The sequence below is a fragment of the Alteromonas profundi genome, assembly GCF_010500865.1.
Classification (GTDB): Bacteria; Pseudomonadota; Gammaproteobacteria; order Enterobacterales; family Alteromonadaceae; genus Alteromonas; species Alteromonas profundi.
This window is the reverse complement of sequence record NZ_JAAAWN010000014.1, coordinates 99,535-116,838: the sequence shown is the minus strand read 5'-3', so window position 1 is coordinate 116,838 and position 17,304 is coordinate 99,535. Positions and strand designations below refer to the sequence as shown.

Annotated in this window: 12 protein-coding genes; 3 read left to right on the top strand and 9 right to left on the bottom strand. The window is 44.7% G+C overall.

Annotated features, from left to right (window positions below):
• Window positions 1-286: 286 nt before the first annotated feature.
• The 3 genes from GTH32_RS11920 to GTH32_RS11910 form a co-directional block, all read right to left on the bottom strand.
• A complete protein-coding gene (locus GTH32_RS11920) occupies window positions 287-925 on the bottom strand; it encodes a transglycosylase SLT domain-containing protein (protein WP_163085996.1) in 639 nt (212 codons plus the stop codon).
• Window positions 926-992: 67 nt separating this feature from the next.
• Window positions 993-2,591: a glutamate--cysteine ligase gene (gene gshA, locus GTH32_RS11915; protein ID WP_163085994.1), complete on the bottom strand. Its 1,599-nt coding sequence runs from the start codon at window positions 2,589-2,591 to the stop codon at window positions 993-995.
• 92 nt (window positions 2,592-2,683) lie between these two features.
• The gene (locus GTH32_RS11910; RefSeq protein ID WP_163085993.1) at window positions 2,684-5,536 is read right to left on the bottom strand and encodes a M16 family metallopeptidase; all 2,853 of its coding nucleotides are present in this window, start codon (window positions 5,534-5,536) and stop codon (window positions 2,684-2,686) included.
• A 186-nt stretch (window positions 5,537-5,722) separates the two neighbouring features.
• Between GTH32_RS11910 and GTH32_RS11905 the strand changes: the two genes are divergently transcribed.
• Genes GTH32_RS11905 through GTH32_RS11895 form a run of 3 tightly spaced genes read left to right on the top strand, consistent with a single transcriptional unit; the run spans window position 5,723 to window position 7,945 of the window.
• Window positions 5,723-6,283 carry an Hpt domain-containing protein gene (locus GTH32_RS11905; protein WP_163085991.1) on the top strand — a complete coding sequence of 187 codons (561 nt, stop codon included), beginning with the start codon at window positions 5,723-5,725 and terminating at the stop codon, window positions 6,281-6,283.
• Window positions 6,284-6,991 carry a pseudouridine synthase gene (locus tag GTH32_RS11900; RefSeq protein ID WP_163085989.1) on the top strand — a complete coding sequence of 236 codons (708 nt, stop codon included), beginning with the start codon at window positions 6,284-6,286 and terminating at the stop codon, window positions 6,989-6,991. It abuts the gene before it with no gap.
• Between the two features lie 9 nt (window positions 6,992-7,000).
• Window positions 7,001-7,945: a ketopantoate reductase family protein gene (locus tag GTH32_RS11895; protein ID WP_163085987.1), complete on the top strand. Its 945-nt coding sequence runs from the start codon at window positions 7,001-7,003 to the stop codon at window positions 7,943-7,945.
• 18 nt (window positions 7,946-7,963) lie between these two features.
• Here the strand turns inward: GTH32_RS11895 and lysS are convergent, their stop codons facing one another.
• The 6 genes from lysS to GTH32_RS11865 all read right to left on the bottom strand — a co-directional run bounded on the left by lysS (window position 7,964) and on the right by GTH32_RS11865 (window position 17,185).
• Window positions 7,964-9,532, bottom strand: coding sequence for a lysine--tRNA ligase (gene lysS, locus GTH32_RS11890; RefSeq protein ID WP_163085985.1), 1,569 nt, complete (start codon window positions 9,530-9,532; stop codon window positions 7,964-7,966).
• A gap of 24 nt (window positions 9,533-9,556) precedes the next feature.
• Window positions 9,557-10,655 (bottom strand): peptide chain release factor 2 gene (gene prfB, locus GTH32_RS11885; RefSeq protein WP_163085983.1). Its coding sequence is split into 2 segments (ribosomal slippage): window positions 9,557-10,579 and window positions 10,581-10,655, totalling 1,098 coding nucleotides; the frame shifts between segments, so codons are not numbered across the junction.
• 165 nt (window positions 10,656-10,820) lie between these two features.
• Window positions 10,821-13,751 (bottom strand): ligand-binding sensor domain-containing diguanylate cyclase, encoded by a 2,931-nt coding sequence (locus GTH32_RS11880; protein WP_163085981.1) that lies wholly within the window; start codon window positions 13,749-13,751, stop codon window positions 10,821-10,823.
• 117 nt (window positions 13,752-13,868) lie between these two features.
• A complete protein-coding gene (locus GTH32_RS11875) occupies window positions 13,869-14,297 on the bottom strand; it encodes a DUF2177 family protein (protein ID WP_163085979.1) in 429 nt (142 codons plus the stop codon).
• Window positions 14,298-14,439: 142 nt separating this feature from the next.
• Window positions 14,440-15,747, bottom strand: coding sequence for a short-chain fatty acid transporter (locus GTH32_RS11870; RefSeq protein WP_163085977.1), 1,308 nt, complete (start codon window positions 15,745-15,747; stop codon window positions 14,440-14,442).
• A gap of 235 nt (window positions 15,748-15,982) precedes the next feature.
• A complete protein-coding gene (locus GTH32_RS11865; RefSeq protein WP_163085975.1) occupies window positions 15,983-17,185 on the bottom strand; it encodes an endonuclease/exonuclease/phosphatase family protein in 1,203 nt (400 codons plus the stop codon).
• Window positions 17,186-17,304: the final 119 nt, after the last annotated feature.

Genomic DNA, 17,304 nt, shown 5'->3' with positions numbered 1-17,304 from the left:
AGGTAAACGCCTAAAGTGAGTTATCAGAATACGTATTATGGCGAAACAATGTTGAACATGTAACTGGACGCAAGGATAGGTATTTATCCGAAATTAACTCACAGACAAGTGGGTGTCTAACTTTCTAGAGAAAGCTGGAGGGGGTGGGTGTCTAAAAAGCTGTGGGTGTCCTGTAAACCTGTTGCCTGGCAAATGCTAGTTGAGTTGGGGCTAATTAAGGAACTAGCTCCCCCATAGTTTGGCACTACGGGGCTATAGCTAAATTAACTTTGAGGTTTACCCTATACTAGCTAAATAGCTTCATAAACCAGCCTTTCTGCAGGTCTTCCTCACAGGTTTTAAGTTGTGTAGCGTAGCGTAAAGAACGCGCTTTTACTCTTGCCGCTACCTTTTTCAACCAGGGCTTTCTATCATAACTTCTACGTTTATAGCCTCCCCAACCTTCATGGTAATTCAAATACTGCGCGTAAGCGTCCCATTTTGAAACGCCGTTAACCTTTTGAGATTTATAAATAAACCACCCCATAAAGTCTATTGCATCATCAAAGTCGTCTCTATCTGCGCCACTATTGCCCGTTTCACGAATATAGTCTTGCCAAGTGGGTGTCTTGGCTTGTGAATAACCGTATGCTGAGCTCACGCGGCCCCACGGTACTAATCCGAAGAATACATAGTCTCTGGGGGGTAATGCGTCATGCCGAAATGAGCTTTCTTGATACATCATTGCCATTGGCACGTGGATAGGTACCCCCCACTGATCTCTTGCATCAGCGGCGGCGTCGTACCAATCGTCTTTTTCGTAAAAAATTTCGCAAAGGTTACTGCTATCTTTCGGCGGCGTTGTTGAACATCCGGCGATAAGTAGCGGAAAAGCAACGACTAACGAACTAAAAAAAATTACCCATTTTCTGAACTTTTGATACATAACTTGTCTTAATTAATGTTCTAGCAAAATGTGTGTTTCCCTGGAACCTTTTAATGCCTGATATTTGTCAGGCATTTTTTTTAGCTGGCGGTTCGTTGAAATAGCTTTTGATAAAACTATCAAAGTCCACGGAGTCGGCTTGCTCAACGTCTGCTTGCGCTTTTAGCGATTGTTCAGCTGCTTTCTCGAACCCCTCTGCATCAGTATGAACATAATTGAATGCCTTCATACTAGCTTGGTATTGCTCAGCCAATTCTAACCCAAATATTCCGTTGTCTTTATCATTCACAATCAATTCGTTAAGTAGCTGTCCTGATGGCGCCTTTGCAGGGTCAATTACCTTTTCCCACTCGCTCGATACCGCATCTACATAACGGGTAGTATCATGGGCTTTATCTAGCACTGCTGCTACCTGTTTAAATTGTTCAAACAACGTTTCACACCACTGGGCCATCGATATCTCTTGCTGACCACAGTTAAGCATTAAGTCTGGTTTTCTGCCTTCCAATACAACGCGGTTCATGTTGTCTTTCGCTTCATTTAGCTGAACTTCATCAAGCTCTGCGCTCGGCATCAGCAAACACGTTAATAAAAATACATCGAGAAAATCAAACTGAGTTTGACTAATTCCCACAGCTGAATAAGGATTAACATCTAAAGCGCGTACTTCAATGTAGTTTATTCCACGCTTTACCAATGCGTCTGTGGGCTTCTCTGTAGACTGTGTTGGTTGCTTAGGCCGGATTGGTGAATAAAGCTCGTTCTCAATTTGAAGTATATTTCTACTGAGTTGCTGGTAATTTCCCTCTTCCCCCGCAGCAAACTGACTGAAGCGAGTAGACGGCGTTTCCATAGCTTCACGAAGCAGCCTGACATAGTTATCCAGTTGGTTGTAGCAAATTTTCAATGATGATTGCTCAGCACTGGTATAACCTAAATCACTCATTCGTAATGAGGTGGCATAGGGCATATAATACGTGCCCTTACCTACCTTTTTAAAAGGCAACGCATGCTCTTTGCCTTTTAAAAACGAGCCGCACAACGCTGGCGACGCACCGTACAAAAAGGGAATTAACCAACAAAAACGTCGATAATTCCTAATCAGGGAAAAGTAGTCTTTTGATGTTTGATCTTGACTATAGGTTTCGCCATTTAAGTCCGCCCACAACTTCCAAAACGTATCAGGAAGTGAAAAATTAAAGTGCACCCCGGCGATGGCCTGCATCATACTTCCGTAGCGGTTCTTAAGCCCTATACGGTAAACGCGCTTCATCTTCCCTACGTTCGACTCGCCAAAATAAGCAATAGGAATATGCGCCTCGTCCTCTATAAAGCAGGGCATACTTAGCGGCCATATTTGTTCATCCCCTATATTGTCAATAACATAGCGGTGGATGTCCTGTAGTTGTTCGATAGTCGTCGACGTTTTACTCTCAGGAGGCGTAATAAATTCAAGCAAAGACTCAGAAAAGTCGGTAGTTATTGTATCGTGCGTCAATGCAGCGCCTAACGCCTTGGGGTGAGGAGATTGGGATAGCGCCCCGCTAGGCTTAATTCTGAGCGCTTCACGCTCTACACCACGTTTAATCTGCGTTAATGCGGATAAAAACGCTGGTGTTTGAAGCGCTGATAAGCGCTCATTGAAACATGTTGAATCTACAGTCAATGTTCATGTCCATGAAGTAATTGTTCCCCTCGTTATGGGGAACAACAAATTAAATTCAAGTCGAAACCTTTATTTCAACCTCGGCACAAGCACTAGTGTACCGTTTCTCTGGTGTTTTCCTCTACCGATAATTCAATAATCGGCATATCGAGTGAGGTTAACTGAGGTAGTACAGTGGCTTTATCACCTACAACAATAACTTGCATTGTATTTTGTGAAAGATACTGTCTCGCGAGATTATGCACTTCTTGCTTAGAGATATCGCGAATAATGCGAATTTGTTCACTTCGATAATCCTTAGGCAGGTCAAAGTTTTGTAATTGCCGTAAAAACCTTGCTTTGCTTGTGGGTGTCTCAAATTCTAATGCGTCGCTTAAAGTGAAGGCGTTTCGCATAAATCGCAACTCATCTTCCGTAGGCCCATGGTCTACATAATTCGCTATTTCATTAAAAATTTCATTTATCCCCACAGCCGTTTCAGAGGCGGTTAAATCAGTGCTAACCTCAAACCAACCTATTGTTTTGCCACCCAAAAACGCGCTATTCGCGCCGTAAGTAATGCCCTTATCTTCACGTAAATTCAAGTTAATCCGGCTATTAAAACCACCACCTAGCGGGAAATTCATCAGTCGCGTTTTAAAGTATTCACCGGTGGCATCGTAAGGAAGCGCCCGCTGAACCACGTACACTACAGACTGCACTGCAGCCGGGCTGTCCACGAGGAATATCTGATTTTGCTGATACTTAGGAAACGCTTGATAATCAGCAAATTCATATTCTTTACCCTGCCATTCCCCAATGAATGTGAGCGCTTTTATTGCTCGTTCAGAAGGAAGGTTGCCTACGATAACAGCAGTGGCTTTTGCTGGTGAATAGTATTGTTTGTAAAACTGTTTTACATCTTCTAGGCTAATATTGCGTACCGACGCTATGGTACCCTCATCCGGTTTACTGATGCGGTTTTCATCCCCGAACAATATTAAATCTCTTGCTCTTCGTGCCAAGCTTGATGGCGTTTTAGCTTGCTGCTGCAAACCCTGCAATACCCGTTCTTTCATCCGCTCAAAATCAGCAGGTAAAAACGCAGGACTAAACAGTTTTTCGTTTAATAATGCCAAGGTTGGTTCAATATTCTTGGTTAGTGAAGACACATATATTTGAGAGTATCTTCCGGTTGCACTAAATCGTATCGAGCTGCCTAATTTTGCCAGTTCGTTGGCCATATCTTCATTGGTGTATCGCTCGGTAGTTTCATTCATCATTAGCGCAGTAAGGTATGCCAACCCTTCTTTGCCTTTAGGATCTAACAGCATGCCGCCATCCATGCTGATAGTCATAGTAACTGTGGGTGTCTCATCCATAGTTACGCCAAGTACGTTGATGCCATTTTCTAAACTACGTTCCCAGAAGTCAGGGACAAGTACCACAGGCGGTTCACCGGCGCTTGGGGTTATGTTTCTATCAAAACTTGAGACTGGCGATGAGAAGTCACTAAATTGGCTCGCCAGCTCAGTTTCGCTGGTATCGGGAATGTGGCGAGTGGGACGTTCAAACGTGGGTTTGTGGACGGCTAACTGTGGCTGTCCATTGGGGACCACACTTAACACTACGCTATGCGCATCTTTTACATACTTTCGATAAACGCGCATAACATCGTCGGCGGTAACCGCATTGTAGCGAGCGATATCTTGTGCGACTAAGTCTGGTTGTTGATGGAAGGTTTCGTTACTGGCTAACGTGGTAACTTTACCTGCTACACTTTGCAGGCCAAATACCGTTGATGCTTCAATACTGCCCTTAGTGCGTGCTAGGTCATCCGCAGTTACGCCCCGTGTTTCAAATTCTGCCAAGGTTGCATCCATCACCGCTTTTAATTTTTTAAGTGACGTTACTTTTGCAGGGTTTGCAAGGGCAAGCAATTGGAATTCGCAGGCGAGTTCACGACAAGGGTGGGAAACTACTGCTTGAACCGCCATACCTTCTTTTACCAAATTTTTATAAAACAACGAGGCTTTTCCCCCCCCTAAAATGTCAGAAAGAACATCGAGAGGGGCTTCATCTGGGTGTCTAGCATACACGGTCGGAAAGGTTATCTGTAAAAGAGGTAAATGCACGTTATCTTCTAACGTCATATATCGGGTTTGTTCTAACGTAACCGGTTGGGGCTCGGGCTCTTCTACCTCTGGACCTCGTTCAATATCACCGAAGTATTTTTCTATCCACGCTTTTGTACGCTCAATATCAATATCACCACCAATGGTGAGTACGGCGTTATTAGGGCCATACCAGCGCTTAAAAAACGCCTTCAGGTCGCCAACATTCACTCTATCTAAATCTTCAACATAGCCAATTGTCATCCACGAGTATGGGTGTCCTTCTGGATACAGTGCTTCTGCATTTAACTCGTGTCTTAGGCCATAGGGCTGATTATCTACGCGCTGAGCGCGTTCGTTCTTAACGGTTTCCCGTTGATTCTCAAACTTGGTTTGATCTACCGCTTCTAAAAGAAACCCCATACGATCAGCCTCTAACCAAAGAACTTTTTCTAGTTGATTGGCCGGTACAGTTTCATAATAGTTTGTGCGATCGGTATTCGTAGACCCATTTAAGCTGCCGCCAGCCTCGGTAATAACCTTGAAGTGCTGCTCATCGGCCACATGCTGCGATCCTTGAAACATCATATGCTCGAAGAAATGAGCAAAACCTGACTTTCCGACCTCTTCACGTGCTGAGCCTACATGATAGGTAACATCTACATGCACTAGCGGATCTGAGTGGTCTTCGTGCAAGATTACCGTTAGACCATTACTTAATGTGTACTTTTCATAATCTATGGAAACCGCGGAGGTAGTCTTTGGCGTTTCAGTTTCTAATCTTTGACATGATGTCATTGCGCTTAGAACAATAATTGCTGTGATAATACGAGTAACCAGCATTTTTGACATGCTTAATCCTTCTTAATAACCGCTAATGTGCTGCTGAGCACACCTAGACAAAAAGTCTTTACGCTCGACAATTCATCGAAGATTACCAGACTTTTTAGCGCTTTACTTGCGTTGACTTGCTATGATTGTTTTATTTTACTTATTTCTGAAATAGACTAAGTTACATCATAGCTTTAAGGAACGCACATGGATCAGTCGGCAGCAGTCTTAGACATTGACTTCGGAATGTCTCAGCTAAGTGGTAATAGAACACTGTTGTTAACCTTACTGAATAAGTTTTCAGACGAATATCGCTCATTAAACGATGACTTACAGTCGCTTATGCGCCAGGGCGAGTTTGACAAGGCTTACTCGCTTCTTCATACCCTAAAAGGGGTAAGCGGCAACTTAGGCTTATTTGCCCTTCATCACGCCAGTAAGTCAGTAGAAAACACAGTAAGAACAGAAAAGACGCTTCCCGAAGATTACCCCCACTTTATTTCGCTTCTTGAGGAAACGCTTGTAAGTATCGCGGCTTTATCTTCTGAACCTACGGGCAATGCTTCTCCAAAAGCAGATGATGCACTCGCTATGCAGGCCAAATCACAAATGATGGCCGCCCTTAAAGCGAGTGAGTTTATCGCCCAAGACAGGTTAGACGAATGGTTAGATAACTTAGCGCTATCTGAGCATACCCGCCAATCTCTTGAAGATGCGGTTGATGAACTGGATTACGAACATGCCATTGAATTACTTGATGGCGTATAAATGTTAGCCATTCCCTTACTGTATCAGGATGACGAGTTACTTATCGTCAATAAACCTGCTGGGATAGCAATGCATGATAGTGACGCTGTAGGCAATCAAGGTATTGTAACCTTACTTAAGCATCAATGCGGGATACCGCAACTTCATCTATGTCATCGTTTAGATACTGGCACCTCGGGTTGCTTATGTTTAGCAAAAGATGCGCGCACTGCAGCTTTGGTGGGTGAAGCATTCGCAAGCCGAACGGTAAGTAAGTTTTATCTTGCGCTTAGCGCAGATAAGCCGAAGAAGAAACAAGGCAGCATAATTGGCGATATGAAAAACCGCCGCGGGGGCCAATTTATGCTATTGAAGGAGAAGTATAACCCTGCGGTTACACAATTTTTTAGCTATTCTGCCAAACCCGGTATAAGAGGCTTTATCGTAAAACCCTACACAGGTAAGACCCACCAAATCCGGGTAGCGCTTAAAAGTGTTGGCGCAGCTATTATTGGCGATTCGTTATATGGGGGGAAGCCGGCAGACCGTCTTCACCTTCATGCGTGGTCATTAACACTGCCTATGCCACATAACCCAATCAGTGTTACCGCCCCCATCCTAGACGGGGAGTTTTTTGTTGACGAGCAAATTCGTTCTTGGGTGACTAGCCTAGCTGAGCCAACGACATTCCCCTGGCCAAGCGTTGCGCCTCATCTACTAATTCGTTAAATCGCTATCATGATCACCAATAGCGCACTTTCTCCTTGTTTACATATTATCGGCAGTGGCGCCATAGGTAGCCTTCTAGCTGCTGCCGCTGCGCGACATAATGTTGATTACGTGATGTATCCCCGCCACCTCCCCGCCTTTAAACAATATGTTAATTGGTCTGATAATGAACGCATTCATCTTCATTCAATACGTGATACGAAACCGCAATTGAGTGAAAATGATGTGTTAATTGTACCGCTAAAAGTTTATCAAATACGCGAGGCGCTACTGCCTTGGGCGCCCCTTTTAGATAAAAAAACGCCAGTGGTGTTAATGCATAACGGTATGGGCGGCGAGGAAATTGCCAGGCAATTACTCCCCTCGCATCAACCCATATGGCTTGCTACCACAAGTCACGGCGCCATGAGGCAAGATAGCCATACGGTGATTTATACGGGTAAAGGCGGGATGCAAATAGGTGTGGCGGGTGAACCTTTTGCCCCGTCTGGCCCAATTAACTCAGGCGCTGCCCCGTTACCTGTGCAACTATTAGATCAGGTATTGCCCCCCGTAACGTGGGAGCGAAATATTGAGTTGGCACTATGGCGAAAATTGGCGGTCAATATGGTAATAAACCCCCTGACGGCTATCCATAATGTACCTAATCGTGCTATAGCAATGGATGAGTTTGCTACATTACGCCATACGCTTTGCCGTGAGTTCGTAACTGTGGCCAAGACCTGCGGACATCACTTTGACCCCGTAGAGCTTGAAGAATTAATAGTGTCAGTCGCGCTTAAAACTGGGGCGAACTATTCAAGTATGCATCAAGATGTTCACTATAATCGCCCCACAGAAATAGATGCAATAAATGGCTATATCGTGAATATGGCAAACAAAAAGGGCATTAACGTTGCCGTTAATGCCCTTTTAGTGGAGCAGGTTAAAACGCTATCGCAAATAATAGGATAGCGGCGTTGCTACGCTAACTTACTCGCCTTTATCCCCTTCTGCCGTATCTTTAGATACTTGTGGCTTCATGTGCGGAAACAAAATAACGTCTTTAATGGTAGAGCTATCAGTAAAAAGCATAGCTAAACGGTCGATACCAATACCTTCACCTGCCGTAGGCGGTAGGCCGTACTCAAGTGCACGAATATAGTCATCGTCGAAGTGCATGGCTTCGTCATCGCCCGCGTCTTTCTCTTCAACCTGCTTAGCAAAACGTTCAGCTTGGTCTTCTGGGTCGTTAAGCTCGCTAAAGCCGTTAGCTAATTCACGACCGCCTACGAAAAATTCAAAGCGGTCGGTAATGAACGGGTTATTATCATTACGACGAGCCAGAGGCGATACTTCCCACGGGTATTCAGTAATAAACGTAGGCTGTTCAAGCTTCTCTTCGGCTGTGGCTTCAAAAATTTCGCACAAGTATTTACCTGCGCCCCAAATACCGTCAACCTCAGGCTCTTTAATGTGAAGCTGCTTTGCCATCGCTTTAAGTGCGTCAAGGTTGGCTTCAGGGTCTCGGATAGCAGCTTCATTCGCTTCTGGCCAATACTTGAGAATAGCCTCGCCCATACTTAAGCGGTCAAACGGCTTCCCGAAATCGTATTCAACTTCACGGGTTATGTTACCGTCGGCGTCTTTAGTTGTATTGGTAATAATGGTGGTACCAAGAATATCTTCTGCTAACGTGCGCAGCATGTCTTCCGTTAGGTTCATCAAATCGTTGTAGTCAGCATACGCTTGATAGAACTCAAGCATAGTGAACTCAGGGTTATGGCGGGTTGATAAACCTTCGTTACGGAAGTTACGGTTAATTTCGAACACACGCTCAAATCCGCCTACAACCAATCGCTTAAGGTAAAGCTCTGGTGCGATACGCAAGTACATGTCGATATCTAGCGCGTTGTGGTGTGTTACGAACGGCTTAGCCGTCGCACCGCCTGGAATAACCTGTAGCATTGGCGTTTCTACTTCTAGATAGTCACGCTCGGTAAGGTAGTTGCGAATACCGTTAACGATTTTGCTGCGGATCATAAAGGTTTTGCGCGTTTGCTCACTGGTGATCAAATCAACGTAACGTTGACGATACTTAGTTTCTTGGTCGCTCAAACCGTGGAATTTTTCTGGCAACGGACGAAGTGCTTTGGTTAGCAACTCGTATTGCTCCATATTTACGTAAAGGTCGCCTTTACCTGACTTGTGCAAGTCTCCCGCTACGCCAATAATGTCACCGATATCCAATGCACCATATTTGGCTTTAAGGGCTTTTTGTGTGTCTTTGTCAGCATACGCTTGAATGCGACCCGTCATATCTTGAAGTAGCATGAAAGGGCCACGCTTTGCCATAATACGGCCAGCAATGCTTACCTTGTTGCCCTGCTCTTGCAAAGTTTCCTTATCAAATTCACCGAACTTAGCCTGTAGTTCATCGGCATAGTTTTCGCGACGAAAGCTGTTAGGGAAACCGTTTGCACGGCACTGCTCACGAATAGCGCTCAATTTTGCACGGCGCTCAGCAATCAATTTGTTATCGTCAGTTTGTTGGTCAGTCATAACCTTTTCACTTCGTAGTTCGGTTTACAGCCCTGATTTCAGGCTGGCTTCAATGAATTTGTCCAAGCCGCCATCTAACACGGCCTGAGTGTTACGTGTTTCCACGCCAGTACGTAAATCTTTAATGCGGGAGTCGTCAAGTACGTAAGACCGTATTTGGCTACCCCAGCCGATATCAGACTTGCTGTCTTCCATCGCTTGTTTTTCAGCGTTTTGTTTTTGCAGCTCAAACTCATAAAGTTTCGCTTTTAACTGCTTCATCGCCTGATCTTTATTCTTGTGCTGCGAGCGGTCATTTTGACACTGAACCACAATACCTGTGGGTTCATGGGTAATACGCACAGCAGAATCAGTTCGGTTAACGTGCTGACCACCCGCCCCTGAGGCACGGTAGGTATCAATACGTAAATCCGATGGATTGATGTCTATATCTATATCGTCGTCAATTTCTGGATACACAAACGCGGAAGAAAATGACGTGTGACGGCGATTGCCTGAATCAAAAGGCGATTTTCGTACTAAACGGTGAACCCCGGTTTCAGTGCGTAACCAGCCAAAGGCATACTCACCTTGAATACGAACAGTGGCACTTTTAATGCCGGCCACATCGCCATCTGACACTTCAATTAATTCGGTTTTAAAGCCATGAGCTTCGCCCCAACGCAAATACATACGAAGTAGCATATTTGCCCAATCTTGTGCTTCTGTGCCACCAGAACCAGATTGAATATCAATATAGCAATCGTTGCTGTCGTTTGGCCCAGAAAACATACGACGAAACTCAAGCTTTTCTAATGCTTCTATTAAGCTATCAAGCTCGCCTTGCGCTTCATTAAAGGTCTCTTCGTCATCGGCTTCAACCGCCAATTCTACCAAACCTTCAACATCTTCGGTGCCTTGTTCTAAATTGTGGATAGTGTCTACAATTTGCTCTAACGCCACTTTTTCTTTACCGAGAGCCTGGGCTCTATCAGGCTCGTTCCAAACATCTGGACTTTCTAATTCTCGGCTTACTTCTTCTAAACGCTCTGACTTTGCATCAAAGTCAAAGATACCCCCTAAGCGCGTCGGTGCGCTCGCGGATATCTTTTATCGCATTCGTAACGGGGTTTATTTCAAACATAGTCCGCTTTGGTTAATAAATTAAGACCGCGGATACTACCGAATTTACAGCAATTTTGATAGTGGTAGAGATAAATAACAGACAAATAAACCGCCTATTTCCCGCTATTAAAAAAGGTCAATAGGGTAACGATGCATCGGCGTTAATTCGTATTGCGATGGGGTATTAGCAATAGCTAATCACTTTATCCCTGCCTTGCTGTTTAGCAATATACAAGGCGTGATCGGCATGTTTAAGCAGTGTTTCATAATCGCCAGCCGCATTAAGGCCCGCAACACCTGCGCTTACACTAATACAAAGCTTATCCGCTATGTTGCTAAAGTCATGTTGCTTAACAGCTTGGCGAATTGTATCAACGTGGTCACGGCCTTGTGTAATATCAAGGTTTGGCAATAAGACGGTGAACTCCTCACCTCCCCAGCGTGCACACATCGCGTCTTTGGGTAGCGCTAGCTTTATCTGCTGCGCGACTTCTGCAATGACCTTATCGCCAATGAGGTGTGAATGCTGATCGTTTACTTGCTTAAAATGATCAATATCGATAATGGCTAACGAAAGCGGCTGATTTTGCGTTCGGGCATGCGTGCAAAATTTCACTAATTCATCATCGAAGGCTCGGCGATTGGCAATTCCGGTGAGGCCATCATGGGTAGCCTGATACTCAAATAATTTCGTTTGCCGTTCTAGTGATTTTGTTTGTTCCTGTACGCGTTGCTTAAGGGTTAGTTCCGACTTTTTAAGGTGGTGAAAGCGCAACCTAAATACGATAAAAATCGTTAAACAAATTAATACAAAAACGAGGATCTTGAACCCTAGTGTCTGGGTGAAATGCGGCTCTACTGCTATTTCAAGGGGGTTGTTAGCTTCTTGCCATATGCCACCAGGATATCGGGCACGCACTTTAAAGGTATACGCGCCTGGCATAAGATTCGTATATTCAGTAACTCGCATCTGATGTCGGTCGGTCCAATGGGTGTCATAACCTTCTAGCATCGTTTGGTATTCTATGCGGGTAGGCATCGCAAAACCAAGCCCAGCATAGGTAAAGGTTACCCTACCAATATCTGAGGGGATTCTCGTCATTTCGGTGAGTTCATTGGATAGTTGGCTTTTACCATCAAGCTTTACCTGTTCTATTACAACAGGTATTGGAAATTCACTAATTTTCGCTAAGTTAGTGGGTTGAATAGTGGCTAACCCTTTTGCCGATGCAAACCAAAGGTCATCGCTATCACTATGAAAAACAGAAGGTTGTGAGCCGCCGTTCATTTGCATGCTAACTAACCCATCTTCTTCTTTAAATTGTTCAAAATCAAGAGGAAGTGCAGGGTTGGCCATGGATGCACGTAGACTTTCCAGCGAACTAAGAATAATACCTTGATTCGAACTCATCCACGCTCGCCCACTGCCATCGAAGCTTATGGCAAACACTTTGTCTACGGGCATGCCTTGTGCTTTACCCACAAAGCTGATGTTTTTGGTTTGATTATTGAAAAAAGCCACACCGCGGTCGGTGGCCATCCACATACCATCTTCGGCAGCATAAAAACTAAACGCATATTCGGCATCAGAATCCTGCGGAAAACTTATATTATGGATAATGTCATTTTTAACGTAGGCGGCACCCAGACCCGTAGCAACCCAAATCCGCCCCTGTATATCTTCGGTTAACCCCATGGTGAAGTGCGCAGGCAACCCGTTGGTTTCGTCATACAATGTAAGAGAGCCATCGGTTTTTTTCCGCGCTAGGCCATGGGCAGTAGCAAACCACACACTGCCGTCTTTCGCGTGCAGCATTGCCCTTACCTCATTGCTTGGCAAACCTTGAGCTCTATTTAAATAGGGCGTTAATTCACCATTTTGGTATAATAAAACGCCATCGGTATAGGTACCCACAAGCACAGTATTGTTAGAAAAATTCGCTAAACTTAACACAGAAATCGGGCGTGCAAGCGGCGATTCGATAGCCGAAAAGCGCGCCAGGTCGAACACGTCCAATCCACCGCTTCCGCCTATAAAAATATTACCATCCGTACTTTGCATCACAGTACGTATATAGTCGCCGCTAAGGCCTTGGCTTTGTGTGAATGTGGTGAAAGGCGCCCGGCGTAATCGAAATAGCCCGCCAGTTGTGCCCACCCAAATACTGTTTTCGCTATCTTCCAATAATGAAAAGATACGGTTGTTCGGAAGGCCTGCGCTGGCATCTAATTTTTCCAAACCTAACGCACTTAACCGGTACAACCCGTGATTTATCGTACCGAACCAAATATTATTGTGGCTGTCCAATAAAATACTACTTACCGATTCATTGGCTAAGCCAGGATGCAATGACGAAAACCCTTTTTCACTGTGTTGCCACACACCATGCTCTGTACCGGCTAATACGTAGCCATTGCGATCAAGCGCAAGTGAAAAGATAGGCCCTGAAAGTGCCTCCCTTGGAGGGGAAACTAACGTAAGATCGTTTCTATCTATGCTAAATAACCCTTGGCTAGTGCCGAACCACACCCTACCAAATTTATCTTCAATCACGCGGTAACCGCTTGCATGGGTTAGAAACTGCGCTTCAGTACCATCGCTAAATCTTACTTGCATACCAGCATCTTCTAGGGCAAGCCACAAAGAACCGTCACGACTCTTATAAGCATGGTTAACCATTGAACGTGTAGGTTGATGGGAGGTCCATTGGCCACCACTTATCGAACTTATCCCACCTCGGCTTCCCGCCACCAACAATTCGTTAGTCGCCGAATGATAAGAAAGACTACGAATACCGGAGTCTGGCAGGCCCGTTTCTTCGCCGCGAGTAAATACTTTGAATTCAACCCCATTATAGCGAGCAACACCTTCCCACGTAGCAACCCAAATATAGCCATCAGCGGTTTGCGCAAGCGCATTAATACTATTATGAGGCAGGCCTTTTTGCGTACTCCACGTTTGCGAAAAGTAACGGTTGAGAGGGACGACATCAGAAGAAGCTTGTTGCGCAGAGGTCACAGCACTAACAAGAACGAACCATAGCGACAAAAGCAAAAGGAAGGCAAACTTCAAGGGTTTCTCGATTTCCGGTGAACATTTTTCATTCTCAATCATGCCATATGCGCGCCAGCGAAAAAAGCAGATATTGTGTGCTAAAACAACTTTGGAGAAGTGAGTACGAAATTATTGCGCACAAGAATATGCCTTTAGGCAACGCTTATGGTCATAGGGTTATGAAGCTGATCTTGATTGAAAACCAAGCCAGCCTGCCATGGCACTAACACTTGTTAGCGTAGTGCCCCACAACCAATCAATGAGCATAATGTTTAGTGTGAATCCTTCGATAATACTGTAAGCGGTGAGATTATAAGCACCATAACTCGCAAGGCCCAGTAGGCCGCCATCTATTGCAGCATAAAGTAGAGGTTTGTCTCTATTCGCCACTACAGCTAAAACGAAAACTACACAGCCATACATCACGTAGAATACGACCCAGGGCCAAGTAATAAACTGCGCTCTTAGCAGCGGCGCCATTTCAACCTGATACCAGGTGTCTGCGATAACCCCTAGCCAAAGAAAGTCGAGTACCCCAAAGCACAAAAAAATTGCCAGCAGCGAAAGCATGATGTTTTTAGCATAACGTAAAATGTTAGCGCGCATCGGCAATGTCCTTGTTCGAAATAATGTAAGCCGCTGAATGAATAAGTGAATATAAAACTATAGGAGCCCCCTCAAAAGCAAGTAAAGTATGCTGTATTGCACACTCATATGAGCGAATCCACTTATGCCTACGGCACGTGATTTACAAAAATCGTAGCGCCAGAGCAATGATTACCCCTGTAATAATAAGCTGTACGAGACAAAAACCCATAATATCTTTGGCTTTCAACCCCGCAATGGCCAATACCGGAAGCGCCCAAAATGGCTGGATAAGATTTGTCCAGGCGTCGCCCCAAGCTACTGCCATGGCAACCCTGGAAATGTCGGCGCCCAATTCTGTGGCGGCGGGTAATATGACGGGTGCCTGCACTGCCCATTGCCCGCCCCCCGAAGGAACAAAAATATTAACCACGCCCGCACTAAGAAAACTCCATACTGGCAGCGTTTCGGCGCTAGCAAAACTAATTAATGCGCTGGATAAACGTTGTGCAAGGCCAGATTCTACCATTACCGCCATAATACCTGCATAAAAGGGAAATTGGATAACAATCCCACTGCCCCCTTGAATGGCTTGGTGAAGACTGTGCAATAGGCGTTTTGGCGTTCCGTGAAGCACAATAGCAAGAAATAAAAATGAGAAGTTAACTATATTGAGGTTTAAGCTTCCTCCGCGGGCAAAATAATCAATAAGATACACAATACCTGCCGCACCGATGAGCAATGCAATAGCAACACTATTTTCAAGCTTATCAGCAGGACGGAAAGCTTTTTCAACTGGCTCATATTCATCACACAGTTTCTTTGCGTCCACAATAACGCTTTCTGAGTCAGGCGGCAGCATTAAACGGTTTATCAAGGGGACAACCACGAAAAGCATAGCGAGCAAAATAAGGTTGAATGAACTAAAAATCGTAGCATTGGTATCAATTACTCCCATTTGAGCTTCTGCGAAATGACCAGGCGTTGCTATGGTTAATGGAATAGACCCCGCTAAGCCCCCGTGCCAAACCACAAAACCCGAGTACGCACTAGCCACCAGTAACCGATAATCTACTGGCGTTTTACGGGCTAAAGTTTTTGCGAATATGGCTCCTATCACCAGCCCAAAGCCCCAATTTATCCAGCTTGCTACCAGTGATACCACGGTTACCCATACAATGGCTTTCCCCGGTGTGTTCGCTAAATTCGCAAGACGCTGCAACCCTTTTCGCATAGGCGGCGTACAGGCCAACATATATCCGCTAACCAATACCAATAGCATTTGCATGGAAAAGGCTAACAAGCCCCAAAAACCGTCACCCCATTGTTTAATCACAGTGATAACGGGCTGTTGCTCTACTAAGGTGGCGGCGAAAAATACGATAAGTGTGAGTAAAAGAACGAAGAGGTAAGGGTCGGGCAGGTAACGCTCAACTAACTTAATAAAAGGTTTTGCAGTTCGATTTAACATGCCTTTGCCAATGAAGTGTAAATAAAATGTTTATATCACCTTCTTTTTTAACATTTCAATATTTATCACCAATGCTAGCTAAAGACGATTTTGCATAACGGTAAAAATTCCAATAAATCTGTGTTCCCTAAACCAAGTTCCCCTACTCGAGCGCAGAACACTCTTTTAAAGCCCAACCTGGGATTGGGCTTTAAAACTGCTAAAGTGCTATCCTTGCAGCTAACTATATCCGCGTTTAGTTATCTTTTGTTAAGGTTACTTCTACCCATACCATACGATGATCTGAGCTTGCTTTTCGATCTTCAACAAGTCGAAAAAGATCACTGGTTTGAGTAGGCCAAAATACGCCTGCCTGGTGCACCTTCATGCCATAGGTCGAAGGCAACACATAGTCTGCTCGCGCTCCCCAATAGGCAGTAAATCGATCGCTATAGGCTACATTTGCCGAGGCGGCCCCGCCCTCACTCAACGGAATAACGCTATTATCCACTAACGGGCTCTCGGTAAGCTGCTCAATAACCCCAGGGCGATATTTATCGCCCTTATCGGCCGCATTAAAATCGCCTAATAATACAAAGCGGGTTGCTTCATCTAAGCTTGCCTGCTCCCCCGAATCGTCGTATATATAGTCTCCTTTCCCTGGCGTCAAATAATCGGCCATTAAACGGATTTCATCGTGGTTTCGCTTGCCATTTCTATCCTCGGGCCCATCAAAGGTTGGCGGGGTCGGATGCATTGCAAGTATATGCAGTGTTTCACCGTTTACCTTCACAGGCACATCCCAATGAGATTTAGAACTTAGTCTATACGCTTCCCATTCTTGTGGGCTATACCAAGGTTGAGCGACGCCTTCACTTTGTATTGATGCTGCGTTTGAGCTAGGCGTCAAAGGTACTTGCGCATCAGGCATATGCTGCCATTTGAAGTGCTGAAACGTTCGAATATTAGCAACGTCGATGGGGTATTTAGACAACAATACCATGCCATATTGGCCTGGGTATAAACCAAATCCATAGGCGTCATTACCATACCCCTCTGCTTTGCCATTATTGTCAAGATCGAAAGGCGTAGGTTGCCCAGTATTTACTGTGCCAACATAGGTAAAAGGATAATCTACCGGAGTTTGTCCATGCTGAGAAACCTGCAGGTAATTTTCAATAAAGGCAGAAATACCGCGTTGTTTATCTTCTATATAATCAAATTCGTTAAGCAGTAAAATATCTGGGTTTACCCGTTGAATAATTTCCGCGATATTTTTTACTTGCTGATTCTCGCCGTTTTTAAGCACCTCGGGCAGCACTTTCCCTGTGGGGGGTAAGCCCAGATATTCATAATTAGTAGCTTCCATACTTACGTTGAAGGTAGCAACCTTAAGTGTTTGTGCTTGAAGCGCAGTGGGGAATACGGCTAAACAAAATAAAAAGGGCAAAGTTCTCATCAATTAACTCGGTAGAATGCAATAACGCTATAAGATACCAAGCTTAAGCTTTATACCCAATTTTTTCATCGCAAACTAGAAAACAAATTATTTCTAATCTATTTAGAAAAACTAAAAAA

Excerpts from the sequence above, each read along its gene's own strand:
- lysS (WP_163085985.1), bottom strand. The coding sequence starts at position 9,532 with ATGACTGACCAACAAACTGACGATAACAAATTGATTGCTGAGCGCCGT.
- GTH32_RS11875 (WP_163085979.1), bottom strand. The coding sequence starts at position 14,297 with ATGCGCGCTAACATTTTACGTTATGCTAAAAACATCATGCTTTCGCTG.
- GTH32_RS11895 (WP_163085987.1), top strand. The coding sequence starts at position 7,001 with ATGATCACCAATAGCGCACTTTCTCCTTGTTTACATATTATCGGCAGT.
- GTH32_RS11880 (WP_163085981.1), bottom strand. The coding sequence starts at position 13,751 with ATGATTGAGAATGAAAAATGTTCACCGGAAATCGAGAAACCCTTGAAG.
- GTH32_RS11870 (WP_163085977.1), bottom strand. The coding sequence starts at position 15,747 with ATGTTAAATCGAACTGCAAAACCTTTTATTAAGTTAGTTGAGCGTTAC.
- GTH32_RS11910 (WP_163085993.1), bottom strand. The coding sequence starts at position 5,536 with ATGTCAAAAATGCTGGTTACTCGTATTATCACAGCAATTATTGTTCTA.
- GTH32_RS11920 (WP_163085996.1), bottom strand. The coding sequence starts at position 925 with ATGTATCAAAAGTTCAGAAAATGGGTAATTTTTTTTAGTTCGTTAGTC.
- GTH32_RS11865 (WP_163085975.1), bottom strand. The coding sequence starts at position 17,185 with ATGAGAACTTTGCCCTTTTTATTTTGTTTAGCCGTATTCCCCACTGCG.
- GTH32_RS11905 (WP_163085991.1), top strand. The coding sequence starts at position 5,723 with ATGGATCAGTCGGCAGCAGTCTTAGACATTGACTTCGGAATGTCTCAG.
- GTH32_RS11900 (WP_163085989.1), top strand. The coding sequence starts at position 6,284 with ATGTTAGCCATTCCCTTACTGTATCAGGATGACGAGTTACTTATCGTC.